Below are 13,553 nucleotides of genomic sequence, written 5' to 3'. Positions count from 1 at the left end.
GGCGGTAGCGAAGCGTCACCACGCAGGGCCCTCGCCCATGCCCGATCGACACAGCATGAGCGAGTCAGGCCCGGAGGCGGTAGCGGAGGTCGGGGAGTTCCGGACTCGGGTGCGCGCCTGGCTCGACGAGAACAACCTCTCCCCCGGGCCCGCACCCGGTTTCGACGCGCAGGTCGCGCAGCTGGGCCGGGTCCGGCGGGCGCTGTTCGAGGCCGGTTGGATGCGTTACGGGTGGCCCGAGGCAGTCGGCGGGCTGGGCGGTCCGGCGCTGCTGCGGGCGGTGCTCGGTGAAGAGGTCGCGAGCCGTGGCCTGGCCGAGCCGGGGATCTACTCCATGGTGGAGGTGCTGGCCCCCACCATGATCTCCTATGCCCGCCCGGAGCTGGCCGCCGAAATGGTGCCACGACTGCTGGACGGTAGTGAACAGTGGTGCCAGGGTTTCTCCGAGCCGGGTTCGGGCTCGGACCTGGCCTCTTTGCGGACCCGCGCCGAACAACGCGGCGACCGGTGGGTGATCAACGGGCAGAAGGTATGGACCAGCCTCGCGCAGTTCGCGTCCCGCTGTGTCCTGCTGACCCGCACCGGTCCGGGCCACGACGGAATCACCGCGTTCTTCGTCGATATGGACTCCCCGGGGATCACTGTCCGGCCGCTGCGCACCATGCACGGGGTCGACGAATTCGCCGAGGTGTACTTCGACGATGTGGTGATCGGCGAATCGCGGATGCTGGGCCGGCCCGGCGACGGCTGGCGGGTCGCGATGGATCTGCTGCCCTACGAGCGGTCCACCTGTTTCTGGCATCGGATAGCGCATCTGTTCACCCGGCTCGACCGCCTCCTCGACCAGACCGCGGAGGCAGACGACACCGCTCTCGGCGCCGCCTATCTGGCGTTGCACACCGTGCGCTGCCGGTCGCGCGGCACCCAGCAGCGCCTGGGGGGCGGGGCCGCATTGGGCCCGGACACCTCGATCGACAAAGTGCTGCTGGCCACCGCCGAACAACAGCTCTTCGATACCGCCCGCGATCTGCTGCCCGGCGAAATCGAACTCGCCGATTCCGGATGGCGTCCGGAATTCCTGTACTCCCGCGCGGCGACCATCTACGGCGGCACCGCCGAGATCCAGCGCAACATCATTGCCCGCCGCCTGCTCGACCTGGGAAAGGAGTGAGTGGTGGACGCCGCCGAACAGATTCTGCTCACCGATACGCTGCGCGGAACAATGGCCGCGGCCACCGGTGCCGAACTCCATTCGGCGCTGCGTGACCTCGGCTGGTACGAGCTGCTCACCGACAGCGCCGATATCGCCGTGCCCCTCGCCTTCCGGCTACTCGGCGAGGCCGGGGCCCACGCACCGTTGATCAACGATGTGCTGGCGCATGCGGCAGGCCACCCGTTCGGCGAATCGATACCGCTGCCGTTCACCGGCGGCCGCTGGGTGCTCTGGCGAGACGATACCGGCCCCGCCCATGGCGGCACCCCGGACGAGGCCCAGCAAAACGGGCCGGTCGTCCTCCTCGACCCCGAACTGCCGCTGATCACCGTCGGTCGGCCCACCGAATCTCCTGCCGCCGAACCTGTTCCACTCGCCCAGGCGCGCCGCGCACTGGCCTGGTGGCTGACCGGCTCGGCGCGTGCCATGCTCGCGCTGGCTCGCCGCCACGCGCTCGAGCGGGTGCAGTTCGGCAAACCGGTCGCGGGTTTCCAGGCCATCCGGCACCGGCTGGCCGAAACCCTGGTCGCCATCGAAGGCGCCGAGGCAGCACTGGCGGTGGGACCGTCCGATGCGCACCATCGGGCCCATCCCGAGTCCGCCGTACCGCAGCAGTACGACAGCCTCGCCGCCGCGCTCGCGAAGGCCGCCGCCGGTCGCGCGGCGCTGGTGACCGCGCGCCACTGCCAGCAGGTGCTGGGCGGGATCGGTTTCACCGCCGAGCACGAATTCCACCACCATTACCGGCGGGTCCTGGTGCTGGACGGATTGCTCGGCAGCTCCCGCGATCTCACCCGTGAGGCCGGGGCGACGCTGCGCGAGCTCGGCTACGCCCCCCGGCTGGCGCAGCTCTAGCCGCAGATGCAGCGCTCGCTATGCGCAGGCCTGCGACATTCCCCCCGAAATCGTGACAAGGCCGCACATCGTGGTGGCGGAGATCTTCCAGCCGTTCGGCTCCCGCACTGCATGGCCGATCTGGTTGCTCACCACCGGATTACCGGAGATATTCAAGGTGAATCGCAATTCGGCGTGGGCCGGGTCGAGTACCACCACATCGGCGATCTCCACCGTGGTGAGCGCAGTGCGGATATGGTTCGCCATCCCGGCGATCTCGGTGTCGAAATCCGTCCCGCGTTCTACCAGCGCCATCCGATCCTCGGTGGCGGTCGCGGGCGCGAAGAACGCTTGGTAGACACCGGTTATCGCGGCGGCAGCGGCGGCCGGCGAGTCCGAGATGGCGACGCCCGCTCCGGGGTTCGCCGCCCCGGGGCTTCCGGCGGAGACTTCGGTGGCGGGCGCCTCCGTCGCCGGTAGGACATAACAGTTGTCGGGCCCGAAGAAATTGCCGCAGCCCGTGATCGCGCTCAGCGAGAGCGCGATTCCACAGGCAGCGGCAGTTCGCGCTACCCGGTGTCTTCGTGACATCGGTTCGTCTTTCTGGAGAGTGATGATCGGCGCCCATGGAAACCATGTTCTACGGATGCCGCGGGGAGCTTAGCCCGACACCACCTCACCCAAAGCCGGTTTCGTCGATTTTACCGGGCTATTATCCGGTTAAATCGCCGCCCAGGTGGCACTCGTGTTCCGCCCAGCAGCAGGGTGTAGGTCACGTCGGCGGTCTTGCCGGCGGCGACCTCCACAGCCGACACGGTCACTCTCGTCCCCTGGGCGCGCGGGTCGGCCGCCATTCCCTCGAGGGCCCCACTTCACTACTTCATATTCGTCTTCATCTGGTCCAGATCCACCAGGATCGGGTAACCACTCACACTCAGTGCGTTCCCGTGTCCGGTCGAATGGATATCGAATACCGATTGGATCGCAGCGTAGAAGCCCTGCACATCCATTGTCTGGTTCACCGCCCGCTTGGCCTGGCGCAAACCGAACGGCGGCATCTTCGCGATCTGGCCCGCGAGTTCCGTGGTCTTGGCCGGTAACTCCGCCAGCGGCACCACCATATTGACCATCCCGGCCTGTTCGGCCTCCTGCGCCGTTACCGGACGGCCGGTGAACAGGATCTCCTTGGCCTTGCGGTGACCGAGTTCCCAGGTATGGCCGTGATATTCGACGCCACCGATCCCCATCATCGCCACCGGGTCGGAGAACAGCGCATTGTCCGCGGCGACGATCAGATCGCACGGCCAGCACAGCATGAGCCCGCCGGCGATACAGCGGCCCTGGACGGCCGCGATCGAGGGTTTGGGCACATTACGCCACCGCAGTGTGTATTCCAGATACCGGCGGCTCTCGGTCCGGTAGATCCAGTCGAGGGTGATCTTTTCCGGTTTGGGCCAGCTGTCGTCTTTGAGGTCGTGCCCCGCCGAGAAATGTTTTCCGGCCGCATTCAAGACGATCACCACGGCATCGTCGTCGTCGGCGGCACGAGTCCACGCAGCATCCAATTCGTCCAGCAACGCAGAATTCTGGGCATTCGCCGCTTCGGGCCGGTTCAGCGTGATCGTCGCGATCTTATCGGCGACGGAATAGTCGATATAAGACAAAACAGTGCTCCTCGGTTCCGGGGTGCACCGGGCGCGCACCCGGTGCTCGTATTCCGTTTTCTGCGCCATCCGGCTGCCTGCTGGGCCACCCGGCCGCGCCGACGACCGGCATCCGGGCGCGCGCTCTCATGATGTCGCGGGTCAGCGGTGGCCCGCGAGAAATTCGTGTGCCACCACCGCCCGATGTCCGGCCGCACCGCCGAACAGCAGTTCGCCGGCCTTGGCCCGTTTGATCGCGAACTGCAGATCGTTCTCCCAGGTGAATCCCATGGCACCGAACAGCTGCACACCGTGCCGGAACACCACCGACTGACACTCCCCTGCCGACGCCTTGGCCATCGCCGCCGCCATCTTGCGGCGCGGATCGTCCTCTGCCAGGCAGAGGGCCGCGAAGTACCCTAGGGCTCGCGCCCGTTCGACGGCCAGGTGCATATCGGCGGCCTTGTGCTGAACCGCCTGGAACGCCCCGATGGCGGTATCGAATTGCCGGCGGGTACGCACGTGGTCGAGGACCAGATCGAGGATGCGCTGGCAGGCGCCCACGGTCGTCAGTGCGAGACCGGTCAGCGCCAGTTGCCGGGCGCGTTCGGGGTCTGCACCGGTGCGGTCGGCATCGGTGACCCGCACCCCGTCGACGGTGATTTCCGCGATGTGCAGTACCGGATCGAAAACCTCGACGCGCCGGGTGGTGACGGTATGTGCGGGAACGACGAACACCCCGGCCGTCGTGACCACTGCGAGCCTGTCGCAGCGGTCGCCGTCGAGAACCTGGCGAGCGGTCCCGTGCAGCAGCCACCCTGCACCGTCGCGAACCGCCGTGACGCCGTCGAAGATCGCGGCGCCGGTTCCTTCGGGGGTGCCGAAAGCACCCGCCAGCGGGGTGAACTGGGTCATCGTGGCGAGGTAGGGCGTCGGGTCGGTCGCCCGGCCCAGCCCCTCGAGCACGATCCCGAGCTCCACGGTCGCTTCCGGCTCCACGAGTTCGGTCCAGCCGAGTTCGACATAGGTTTTCCACAACCGGCCCGGATCGGCCCCAGCGTCCACGATCTCCCTGATCACCGAGGCGGGGCATTCCTTGGTGGCGACCTCGCGGACCGTATCGCGCAGCAGCCGCTGGTCGGCATCGAACTCGAAGAGCATCCGGGCTGCCTCCTGTTGGGCGGGGTTGCGTTACATTCAGGAGAATAGCATTCTCTTGAAATGAAATTAATAGTCTCCTCAACAGTACGAGCACCGGACGTGCCTGCCCGGACATGGGACGTTCTCCGGTACAGTGCACCCATGTTCTCCTCATATGGGATCGATGGGATCGGACGGGCCGGCCGGTGACCAGCCCCAGCGAAGAGCCGGCCTGGAAGCAGCGCGCGGTAGAGCGTTCGATCCGCACCGCGAAGCTGCGGGCCGAACAACGCGTACAGCGGTTTCTCGATGCCGCGCAGGCGATCATCACCGAGAAGGGCACCACCGACTTCACGGTCCAGGAGGTCGTGGATCGGTCGAAGCAGTCGCTGCGCAGCTTCTACCTGCAGTTCGACGGGAAGCACGAACTGCTGCTGGCACTGTTCGAGGACGCCCTGAGCCGCACCGCGGACCAGATCCGCGCCGCGGCCGCGGGCAAAGAAGATTCCCTGGACCGATTGCAGCTCGCCGTGGAACTCCTCTACGAACTGTGCCGCCCGGACCCCACCGCACAACGCCCACTGTTCACCGACTTCGCCCCGCAGCTGCTGGTCAGCCATCCGGCCCAGGTCAAGGTCGCGCATACGCCACTGCTGGCGCTGTTCACCGAGCTCATGCTCGACGCCGACAAGGACGGCTTGCTGCGCGAGGAGCTCAATCCACGCCGGATGGCCGCCATGGTGATGCAGACGGTGATGTTCACCGCCCAGTCCAACGGCGGAATCGATGACGAAACGGCCTACCCGATCTCGGCCGAGGAGATCTGGGAGTTCTGCGCCAAGGGATTCGCCCGCGAAATCTAGCCGAGAATAGCGTTCTCCAAATCAGAGATACGGGTTTACACTCGGTGTATGCCCGATCTCTGGACCGACCTTCTCGCCTGTATGGATCTGCGCCTGCGCCCCACCGCACCGCAGACCGACGACGACACCGACGCGCCCGCACCCGATCCGCAGGCCACCCTCTCGGTATTCGAGGGCCCCAATCAGCAGCTGGAATACCATCGGCTCTTCGGTGGTCAGCTGCTGGCCCAGTTCCTGCGTGCCGCGGTTTTCGCCTGCCCGGACAAGACGGTGAAATCGATCCACGTGATCTTCGCCCGCGAGGGTAAGAGCGACGCCCCCGTCTACTACGTGGTGCAGCCGCAGCATCGCGGGCGTTCTTTCGCCACTCTGACGATCGTCGCCCGGCAGAAGGGCGATGTGATCGCCACCGCACTGCTGTCGATGACCGCATTCGAGGAAGGGCGGGAAAACCAGGAGGTCGGTGCGGTACCACCGGTTCCGGGCCCTGAATACACCGTCGGCATCGGATTGATCCCCTGGGAGACCCGTTCCCTCACCGACCTCGGCGACAAGGCCGCCGGCCCGGCCGAGTACGACCTGTGGATGCGCACCCCCGAGGTCGGCGCCGAACTCGCACCCGCCCTGGTGTCCTACGCCACCGATCTCAATGTCATCGGCACCGTTCTGCGCCCGATCGAAGGTGTCGACCACAGCGGCAACGGCACCGAATTCACCTCCGCCACCACCTCGCACACACTGTGGTTCCACCGCCCGTTCCGTAGCGACGACTGGTTGCTGCTGCGGCACGCGGGCCTGGTCATGGCGCACGGCCGCGCCTACGGTCGCGGTGATGTCCTCGCGACGGACGGCACCCTGGTGGCCTCCTTCGCGCAGGAAGCCCTGCTGCGTTTCCGGCCCTGAATCATCCGGCCCGCACGACCGATAGGCAATCGATGCACCCCTCTCCCCTTTCCGCCCCGGCCGGACAGTTGCGGGTCGCCCAATGGTCCACCGGCACCATCGGCGCCCGCGCCCTGCGCGCGATCATCGACCACCCGGAACTGGCCCTGGCAGGGGTGTATTCGCACAGCCCTGCCAAACAGGGTCGTGATGCGGCCGAATTGTGCGGATCACCGGCCCCCACCGATATCCGCGCGACCGGCGATATCGGCGAAATTCTGCGCGACACGCCGGACTGCGTGCTCTACATGCCACAAACCTGCGATATCGATGACGTCTGCCGGATACTCGCCGCCGGTGTGAATATCGTGACGACCGCCGGCGTCTTCCACCATCCCGGCAGTATGGATCCCGATATCCGGGCGCAGGTGGAGGCGGCGTGCGCAGCCGGCGGCACCTCGATCCACAGCACAGGCAGCAGTCCAGGGTTCATCACCGAAGCCGTTCCCCTTGTGCTGGCGTCGATCCAGCGACACCTCGACGTGCTCACCATCCAGGAATATGCCGATCTGTCCCAGCGGAACTCGCCGGCAATCCTGTTCGATGTCATGGGTTTCGGTGGGGCCCCGGGCGATTTCGCCCAGGTACGCCTGAATCATCTGCGCAACAGCTTCGGTCCGTCCCTGCGGTTGCTCGCCGACGGACTCGGGCTTGCGCTCGACGAGGTGACCGCCACGGGCGAGGTCGCCACCGCCGCGCGCACCTTCGATATCGCCGCCGGCACGATCGGACGGGGAACGGTCGCCGCACAGCGCATCACGATCTCCGGCATACACAAGGGCCGGACCGTCCTGCGCTTCCAGGCCATCTGGCATTGCGGCGCGCAGGCCGAAACCGGCTGGGAGATCCGCCCCACGGGCTGGCACCTCAGCGTGCAAGGCGACGCACCCCTCGAGATCGATATGGTCTTCCCGTTCCCGCTCGACCGGATGGCCGAGCATTCCCCCGCCTACACCGCGAATCGAGCCGTCAACGCCGTCCGCTACGTCTGCGCAGCCACCCCGGGTATCCGCACCGTCCTCGACCTGCCGCCGATCACCGCGACCCTGGGATGACCCGTGAACGATTACGAAGCGATCCACGCCCTCAAAGCTCGTTACTTCCGGCTGATGGACACGAAGGACTGGGCCGGCTTTCGAGAACTGTTCTGTGACGATGTCGTCATCGACGTCTCCGGCTCGGGTGGCGAGGTGATTACCGGCGCCGACGAATTCCTGGCCTTTCTCACTCCCCGGATCGGCGACGCGATCACAATCCATCAGGGCCACACCCCGGAGATCGAACTGCTCTCCGCGACCGAGGCCACCGGTATCTGGGCCATGGAAGACCGGCTCACCTTCCCCGACGGCACCCGGCTCCACGGCTTCGGCCACTATCACGAGACCTACACCAAAACCGACGGCCGATGGCGTATCCGCTCTCAGCGCCTGACCCGGCTGCATATGGATGTCACTCCCGCGCCGGACAATCCACCGTTCGGAGCCACCGAGTGAGCGGCCGTGCTGCGCTCGCACGCTGACCAACTACCACCTCTGGGGTTCGAGCAGCTGGATCCCGTTCACCAGATGGGTTCGAAAAACTTCCTGCGGCCCTCAGCCCGACGCAACGTCTTCCACGCGCGCCGCCGACTCGTCCGGTCGCTCCGTGCCCCGAGGGGAGAGGAGTTCCGCGGCGGTGTAGGGATCACAGCGCCCGGAGGCGACGGCCTCGGCGAGGGCGGTGAGGTGCGGATGGGAACGCAGTCGTGTGTAGACCAGCGACAGGATCTGTGATCGGGCCCGCGCGGCCCGCCGGTCGCCGGTATCGGCGCGGTGGTGAGCGTCGATGGCCGCGACCAGTTCCGGTATCCCGGTGCCGTCCGCCGCGACGGCGGTGAGGATGGGTGCAGCGGATTCGGCGCGCAATTCGCGCACCGTTTGATCGGCGCCGGGGCGGTCGGCCTTGTTCACCACCAGCAGATCGGCGACCTCGAGCAGCCCGGCCTTCGCCGCCTGCACCGCATCACCGGCACCCGGGGTGAGGACCACGACGGCCGGGTCGGCCACGGCGGCGATCTCGATCTCCGATTGGCCGACGCCGACCGATTCGATGACCACGAGGTCGTAGGCCAGCGCGGCCAGCAATCGGACGGCCGCCGGTACCGCCGCCGAAAGTCCGCCCAGATGACCGCGCGTGGCCATCGAGCGGATGAGCACCTCGGAATCGTCGATATGGGCGGCCATCCGGATCCGGTCACCGAGCAGGGCGCCGCCGCTGTACGGGGAGGACGGGTCCACGGCCAGCACGGCCACCCGCAACCCTTGCGATCGGTAGGCCGTGACCACTGCGGCGATGGTGGTGGATTTACCGGCGCCCGGGGGCCCGGTGAACCCGACCACCCGCACCGTCGCCGGCTCCAGCAGCCCCAGCACCTCGTCGCGCCGCTCCCCCTCGATCAGGGTGAGCAATCGGCCCGCCGCCCGCACCGACCCGCTCCGCGCGACGGCGATCAACTGCGCCGGTTCCTTGGCACCTACTCCGGCGTCGCGAGGTTCGGCGCCCTCGCGGTCTCGGCTCGTCACGCCGCTCCTCTATATCGCTCGGCCACCGTGTCACGGCGCCGCCCGGATCGGCACGGTTCTGCGCCGACCGTGGTCCACCATTGCCCACTCGCGTTGTCGCGCCCGACAGCGAGCGGGCACCGGCCCGCGGACCGGCCGACGCCGGACCGCAATGTCCCCATTCGGGACCGCGGTGCCGCGATCCGGAGCCGAACCGTCACGGAGCGGCGACCTCGAGCACCGTTGCCGAACCCATACCACCACCGGCACACATCGCCACGATCGCGAGTCCGCCACCGCGGCGGCGCAATTCGTGGACGGTCGTGACGATCATCCGGGCGCCCGTGGCGGCCACCGGATGCCCCAGGGAGCAACCGCTACCGTTCACGTTCACCAGATCCGGATTCAGGTCCAGGGCACGGACGGTCGCGATGGGCACCGAGGCGAAGGCCTCGTTGATCTCGAAGAGTTTCACATCGCTCAACGAGATCCCGGCCTTTCGCGCGGCCTTGGTGATCGCTTCGATCGGGGCGAGGCCGGTATCGGCGGGGTCGACGCCCACCGAGGCCCAGGACCGGATGGTGGCCAGGGCCGGCAGACCCAGTTCGTCGCTGGCGACGGTGAGCAGGGCGGCACCGTCGTTGGCGCCGGCCGCATTGCCCGCGGTGATCGAGAAACCCTCGATTTCGGGATGCAGGACCTTCAGCGAGGCCAGCTTCTCCATGGTCGTGCTGCGACGAGGATGCTCGTCCACGGCGAATCGACCGAACGGGGTGTCGATCGGCACGACTTCGTCGTCGAAACGGCCCTCGTCGATTGCCGCGACGGCGTTGCGGTGGGAACGCAGCGCCCAGGCATCCAGCTCCTCGCGGGTGATCCCGGATTTCACCGCGGCGTTCCAGCCCACGGTGATCGACATATCGAGATTCGGTGCGTCGGTGCGATCCGGATGCGAGGGTGAGGTCCACGGATCCACCCATTCGTCCGGGCCCACCCGGAACCGTGCCTTGGGCCCGGTGGAGTCGGCATTGACCCCGCCTGCCAGCACCAAACGGTCCATTCCGGACCGGATTCCTGCCGCCGCGGTCTGCACGGCCGCCATCCCGGCCGCGCAGTGCCGGTTGTGCGCCAGGCCCGGGACGCCGGTGAGCCCGGCGGTGATCGCGGCGTGACGGGCGATCACACCGCCGCCGTAGCGGCCCTCGCCGAGGATCAGGTCGTCGACGGGTGCATCGGTTTCCAGCTGTTTTGTCGTCGCTTCGACCACGTGATGGGCGAGGTCGAAGGCGGTGGTTTCGCGCAGGGTTCCCTTCACGGCGGTACCGATCGGGGTGCGCAGCGCGGATACGATCACGGCTTCGGGCATCAGTTCTCTCCAGTTTCCGCCACGTCGACGATCTTGCCGATATACATGAGAATAGTATTCTCTCAATCTGAGAGTGATAATCGCAAGAGAGGGTAGCGTTATGCAGATCCAGGGAAGTTCGGCGATTGTCGTCGGCGGTACGGGCGGACTCGGCGAGGCGACCGTCCGGCGACTCCACACCGCCGGGGCCAAAATCGTGGTCGCCGATGTCGCCGACGACAAGGGCAAGGAACTCGCCGACGAGCTCGGCATCCGATACCTACATACCGACGCGACCAGCGAGGAGTCGGTCCGGGCGGCCATCGAGGAAGCACAATCCCTCGGCCCGCTGCGCATCTCCGTCGATACCCACGGCGGCCCGGCCAGCGGCGGGCGACTGGTGGGCAAGGACGGCTCCCCCTTGGCGCTCGACGGATTCCGCACCACCATCGAGTTCTATCTGACCGCGGTCTTCAACGTCATGCGCCTGTCCGCCGCGGCGATCGCCGAATCCGCCCCCACCGAGGAAGGTTCCCGCGGCGTCATCGTCAACACCGCCTCTGTCGCCGGCTACGAAGGCCAGATCGGGCAGCTCCCCTACTCGGCCGCCAAAGGTGGCGTCATCGGGATGACCCTGGTTGCGGCCCGCGATCTGTCCCCACTGGGCATCCGGGTGGTGACCATCGCCCCGGGCACCTTCAACACCCCTGCCTACGGCAAGGCCGCCGACCAGCTGGAACAGTACTGGTCGCCGCAGATCCCGTTCCCGAAGCGCATGGGCCGCTCGCCGGAGTACGGGCAGCTGGTGCAGTCGATCGTGGAGAACGACTATCTCAACGGTGAGGTCATCCGCCTCGACGGCGCACTGCGGTTCCCCCCGAAATGAGTTCCGCACGATCGGAGCGCGGCCGTACCGGCGCGGACAACGGCCCGCTCACCGGCAAGGTCGCGTTCGTAGCCGGGGCAAGCCGCGGCATAGGCGCCGCGATCGCGCAGACCCTGGCACAGCAGGGCGCGGCCGTCGCCGTGGCGGCTCGGTCGGAGGCGGCCGGACGGGTCGCGGGGACGATCCACGAGGTGGCCGCGCGAATCGGCGCCGCGGGCGGGCGGGCGCTCGCGGTGCCCTGCGATGTGACCAGGGAGGATTCGGTACGCGAGGCGGTATCCGCGACCGTCGCCGAATTCGGCGGGATCGATATCCTCGTCGCGAACGCCGGTGTGCTGTGGCTGGGCCCGGTGGAAAACACCCCGCTCAAACGCTGGCAGTTGTGCCTGGACGTCAACCTCACCGGAGTCTTCCTGGTAACCCGCGAGGTGATCCCGCATCTGCGCGCCCGCGGAGGCGGCGCACTGGTCGCCGTCACCACCACGGGCGTCGATATGGCCGACCGCGGCGCCAACGCCTACTGGGTGTCCAAAGCCGCGGTGGAACGCCTCTACCTGGGTCTGGCCGCCGATCTCCGGCCGGACAATATTGCGGTGAACTGCCTCAGCCCGTCCCGCGTCGTACTCACCGAGGGCTGGCGCGCCTCCGGCGGCGGCGATATCCCGGCCGAGATGGTGGAGCCGCCCGAAACGATGGGACAGGCCGCGGCCCTGCTCGCCGCGCAGGACGCCACCGGAATCACCGGCACGATCCAGCGTTCGGAATCGCTACTCGCCGAACAGTGTCCGCGTTGACGGTATTCGTGCGCGCTGCACCGTGGCGGGCAAACGACCGGCCGGGTCGAGGCACGGGGCGACGCTTTCGGCCCCATGAGCTCATCCGGGCACCTCGGCCCGGTCACCGTGGTCCTATCGCCACCGCATCCACTTCGAACTGCATCGCCGGCAGCGCGAGAGCGGCAACTCCGAGCAATGTCTGAGCCGGTGGCTTATCGCCCCAGAGCTCGGCGATCTTGCTGCCCAGCACCCCGAGTTTGTCCAGATCGTGACCGACGACGAAGGTGCGCAATACGGCAACATCGGCGTACCCGAGGCCCACGGCGGCCAGCGCCTTTCCCAGGTTGACGAAGGCCACTTCGACCTGCGTGGCGAAATCGTCGCTGGTGGACTGCCCGTCGGCGCCGGAATCGTATTGACCGGCAACGAATACCAGTTCGCCCTGGGCGCGGGCGATATGGCTGTACCCGAAGGGCACCGGGTTGTGCAGTTGCGGCGGGTTGATGATGTCGATCGCCATGGGGTGGCGCTCCGTTCCTGTCGAGGATCACTTCATCGAGTCGACGGAACAGCAGCCACAACTGTGACGCGGGAGCGACAGCTTATTTCTTTCCCGAGGTGAGCCGGGTGATCGTGGCGTGGAAATCGTCGGTCTGGAAGGACTGGTACTCCGCGGTGAGCGCGTAGTCCAGCGAGGTGAGTACGGCCTTCTCAAGCTGCATGTTCAACACCCGCTTGGTGGCCTCGACAGCTTGACGGGGCATTTCCGCGATCCGTTTCGCGCAGGCCAGCGCCTCGGCCATCGGATCGGTGACCACGTGATTGGCCAGGCCCATATCCCGGGCACGTTCGGCGGGGATACGGGCACCGGTGAGCGCGTATTCCTTCGCCAGCAACAGGCTGGTGTGCAGCGGCCAGGTCAGCGGGCCTCCATCGGCGGCGACCAGCCCTACCTGGACGTGCGGGTCGGCGAGATAGGCGTTTTCGGCCAGGTAGACGATATCGCTGAGCGAGACCAGACTGCAGCCCAGACCGACGGCGGGACCGTTGATCGCGGCCACTACCGGGACCCGGCAGCGCGCCATTCCGAGGACGATATCGCGGCCGTGCGCGATGGTCTTCTCGCGCAGCGCCGTATCCCGGCCGAGCTCTTCGAGATAGGTGAAATCTCCACCCGCCGAGAACGCCTTTCCGGCACCGGTGAGCACCACGGCGCGCACTTCGGGATCCTCGGACAGCCGTGGCCACAACCGGGCCAGCCCGGTGTGCAGGGCGTCGTTCACGGCGTTGAGCGCGTCCGGCCGGTTCAAGGTGACGATTCGCAGCGCGCCGTCGGCGCGGACATCGATTTCCTGTGGCATATCGTACATT

At 67.3% G+C, this 13,553-nt stretch carries 15 protein-coding genes; 8 read left to right on the top strand and 7 right to left on the bottom strand.

Annotation, left to right across the window (positions count from 1 at the left end):
• Positions 1 to 55: 55 nt before the first annotated feature.
• Positions 56 to 1,171 carry an acyl-CoA dehydrogenase family protein gene (locus NS6_RS27320; protein WP_157112968.1) on the top strand — a complete coding sequence of 372 codons (1,116 nt, stop codon included), beginning with the start codon at positions 56 to 58 and terminating at the stop codon, positions 1,169 to 1,171.
• Between the two features lie 51 nt (positions 1,172 to 1,222).
• Positions 1,223 to 2,068, top strand: coding sequence for an acyl-CoA dehydrogenase family protein (locus tag NS6_RS27315; protein ID WP_157112983.1), 846 nt, complete (start codon positions 1,223 to 1,225; stop codon positions 2,066 to 2,068).
• Between the two features lie 18 nt (positions 2,069 to 2,086).
• Here the strand turns inward: NS6_RS27315 and NS6_RS27310 are convergent, their stop codons facing one another.
• From NS6_RS27310 to NS6_RS27300, 3 genes are all read right to left on the bottom strand, one after another.
• A complete protein-coding gene (locus NS6_RS27310) occupies positions 2,087 to 2,638 on the bottom strand; it encodes an MTB12 C-terminal domain-containing protein (protein WP_068047492.1) in 552 nt (183 codons plus the stop codon).
• Between the two features lie 284 nt (positions 2,639 to 2,922).
• Positions 2,923 to 3,711: an enoyl-CoA hydratase gene (locus NS6_RS27305; RefSeq protein WP_068047778.1), complete on the bottom strand. Its 789-nt coding sequence runs from the start codon at positions 3,709 to 3,711 to the stop codon at positions 2,923 to 2,925.
• Between the two features lie 141 nt (positions 3,712 to 3,852).
• Complete coding sequence (locus tag NS6_RS27300) at positions 3,853 to 4,851, bottom strand: acyl-CoA dehydrogenase family protein (protein WP_068047489.1); 999 nt, start codon at positions 4,849 to 4,851, stop codon at positions 3,853 to 3,855.
• 185 nt (positions 4,852 to 5,036) lie between these two features.
• On the opposite strand from NS6_RS27300, the gene NS6_RS27295 reads away from it, so the two are divergent.
• The 4 genes from NS6_RS27295 to NS6_RS27280 are packed head-to-tail and all read left to right on the top strand — an operon-like array spanning position 5,037 to position 8,128.
• On the top strand, positions 5,037 to 5,693 hold the full coding sequence (locus NS6_RS27295; RefSeq protein ID WP_068047486.1) for a TetR/AcrR family transcriptional regulator: 657 nt from the start codon (positions 5,037 to 5,039) through the stop codon (positions 5,691 to 5,693).
• 48 nt (positions 5,694 to 5,741) lie between these two features.
• Positions 5,742 to 6,596 (top strand): acyl-CoA thioesterase, encoded by an 855-nt coding sequence (locus NS6_RS27290; protein WP_068047482.1) that lies wholly within the window; start codon positions 5,742 to 5,744, stop codon positions 6,594 to 6,596.
• Positions 6,597 to 6,628: 32 nt separating this feature from the next.
• The gene (locus NS6_RS27285) at positions 6,629 to 7,690 is read left to right on the top strand and encodes an NAD(P)H-dependent amine dehydrogenase family protein (protein ID WP_068047479.1); all 1,062 of its coding nucleotides are present in this window, start codon (positions 6,629 to 6,631) and stop codon (positions 7,688 to 7,690) included.
• 3 nt (positions 7,691 to 7,693) lie between these two features.
• Entirely contained in the window at positions 7,694 to 8,128 is a 435-nt protein-coding gene (locus NS6_RS27280) for a nuclear transport factor 2 family protein (protein WP_068047476.1), read from the top strand.
• Between the two features lie 99 nt (positions 8,129 to 8,227).
• Here the strand turns inward: NS6_RS27280 and meaB are convergent, their stop codons facing one another.
• Together meaB and NS6_RS27270 are read right to left on the bottom strand one after the other, a co-directional pair.
• Positions 8,228 to 9,127 (bottom strand): methylmalonyl Co-A mutase-associated GTPase MeaB, encoded by a 900-nt coding sequence (meaB, locus tag NS6_RS27275; RefSeq protein WP_068047775.1) that lies wholly within the window; start codon positions 9,125 to 9,127, stop codon positions 8,228 to 8,230.
• A 265-nt stretch (positions 9,128 to 9,392) separates the two neighbouring features.
• Positions 9,393 to 10,541 carry a thiolase family protein gene (locus NS6_RS27270; protein WP_068047473.1) on the bottom strand — a complete coding sequence of 383 codons (1,149 nt, stop codon included), beginning with the start codon at positions 10,539 to 10,541 and terminating at the stop codon, positions 9,393 to 9,395.
• Between the two features lie 100 nt (positions 10,542 to 10,641).
• On the opposite strand from NS6_RS27270, the gene NS6_RS27265 reads away from it, so the two are divergent.
• Entirely contained in the window at positions 10,642 to 11,406 is a 765-nt protein-coding gene (locus NS6_RS27265; protein WP_068047470.1) for an SDR family NAD(P)-dependent oxidoreductase, read from the top strand.
• Positions 11,403 to 12,200: an SDR family NAD(P)-dependent oxidoreductase gene (locus tag NS6_RS27260; RefSeq protein WP_068047467.1), complete on the top strand. Its 798-nt coding sequence runs from the start codon at positions 11,403 to 11,405 to the stop codon at positions 12,198 to 12,200. The genes NS6_RS27265 and NS6_RS27260 overlap by 4 nt, the downstream gene beginning before the upstream one ends.
• Positions 12,201 to 12,303: 103 nt before the next feature.
• On the opposite strand, the gene NS6_RS27255 is transcribed toward NS6_RS27260, so the two are convergent.
• Complete coding sequence (locus NS6_RS27255; RefSeq protein WP_068047465.1) at positions 12,304 to 12,702, bottom strand: RidA family protein; 399 nt, start codon at positions 12,700 to 12,702, stop codon at positions 12,304 to 12,306.
• Positions 12,703 to 12,784: 82 nt separating this feature from the next.
• Positions 12,785 to 13,552, bottom strand: coding sequence for an enoyl-CoA hydratase/isomerase family protein (locus tag NS6_RS27250; RefSeq protein WP_068047462.1), 768 nt, complete (start codon positions 13,550 to 13,552; stop codon positions 12,785 to 12,787).
• Between the last annotated feature and the right edge of the window lies 1 nt (position 13,553).

This window comes from Nocardia speluncae NBRC 108251 (assembly GCF_001613245.1).
Classification (GTDB): Bacteria; Actinomycetota; Actinomycetes; order Mycobacteriales; family Mycobacteriaceae; genus Nocardia; species Nocardia speluncae.
Note: the sequence above shows the minus strand (reverse complement) of the source record. Positions and strands in the feature narration are given on the sequence as shown.

What these genes read in the sequence shown, in the direction of transcription:
- NS6_RS27320 (WP_157112968.1), top strand. Translation starts at nt 56, where the DNA reads ATGAGCGAGTCAGGCCCGGAGGCGGTAGCGGAGGTCGGGGAGTTCCGG.
- NS6_RS27315 (WP_157112983.1), top strand. Translation starts at nt 1,223, where the DNA reads ATGGCCGCGGCCACCGGTGCCGAACTCCATTCGGCGCTGCGTGACCTC.
- NS6_RS27310 (WP_068047492.1), bottom strand. Translation starts at nt 2,638, where the DNA reads ATGTCACGAAGACACCGGGTAGCGCGAACTGCCGCTGCCTGTGGAATC.
- NS6_RS27300 (WP_068047489.1), bottom strand. Translation starts at nt 4,851, where the DNA reads ATGCTCTTCGAGTTCGATGCCGACCAGCGGCTGCTGCGCGATACGGTC.
- NS6_RS27290 (WP_068047482.1), top strand. Translation starts at nt 5,742, where the DNA reads ATGCCCGATCTCTGGACCGACCTTCTCGCCTGTATGGATCTGCGCCTG.
- NS6_RS27285 (WP_068047479.1), top strand. Translation starts at nt 6,629, where the DNA reads ATGCACCCCTCTCCCCTTTCCGCCCCGGCCGGACAGTTGCGGGTCGCC.
- NS6_RS27270 (WP_068047473.1), bottom strand. Translation starts at nt 10,541, where the DNA reads ATGCCCGAAGCCGTGATCGTATCCGCGCTGCGCACCCCGATCGGTACC.
- NS6_RS27265 (WP_068047470.1), top strand. Translation starts at nt 10,642, where the DNA reads ATGCAGATCCAGGGAAGTTCGGCGATTGTCGTCGGCGGTACGGGCGGA.
- NS6_RS27260 (WP_068047467.1), top strand. Translation starts at nt 11,403, where the DNA reads ATGAGTTCCGCACGATCGGAGCGCGGCCGTACCGGCGCGGACAACGGC.
- NS6_RS27255 (WP_068047465.1), bottom strand. Translation starts at nt 12,702, where the DNA reads ATGGCGATCGACATCATCAACCCGCCGCAACTGCACAACCCGGTGCCC.
- NS6_RS27250 (WP_068047462.1), bottom strand. Translation starts at nt 13,552, where the DNA reads ATGTACGATATGCCACAGGAAATCGATGTCCGCGCCGACGGCGCGCTG.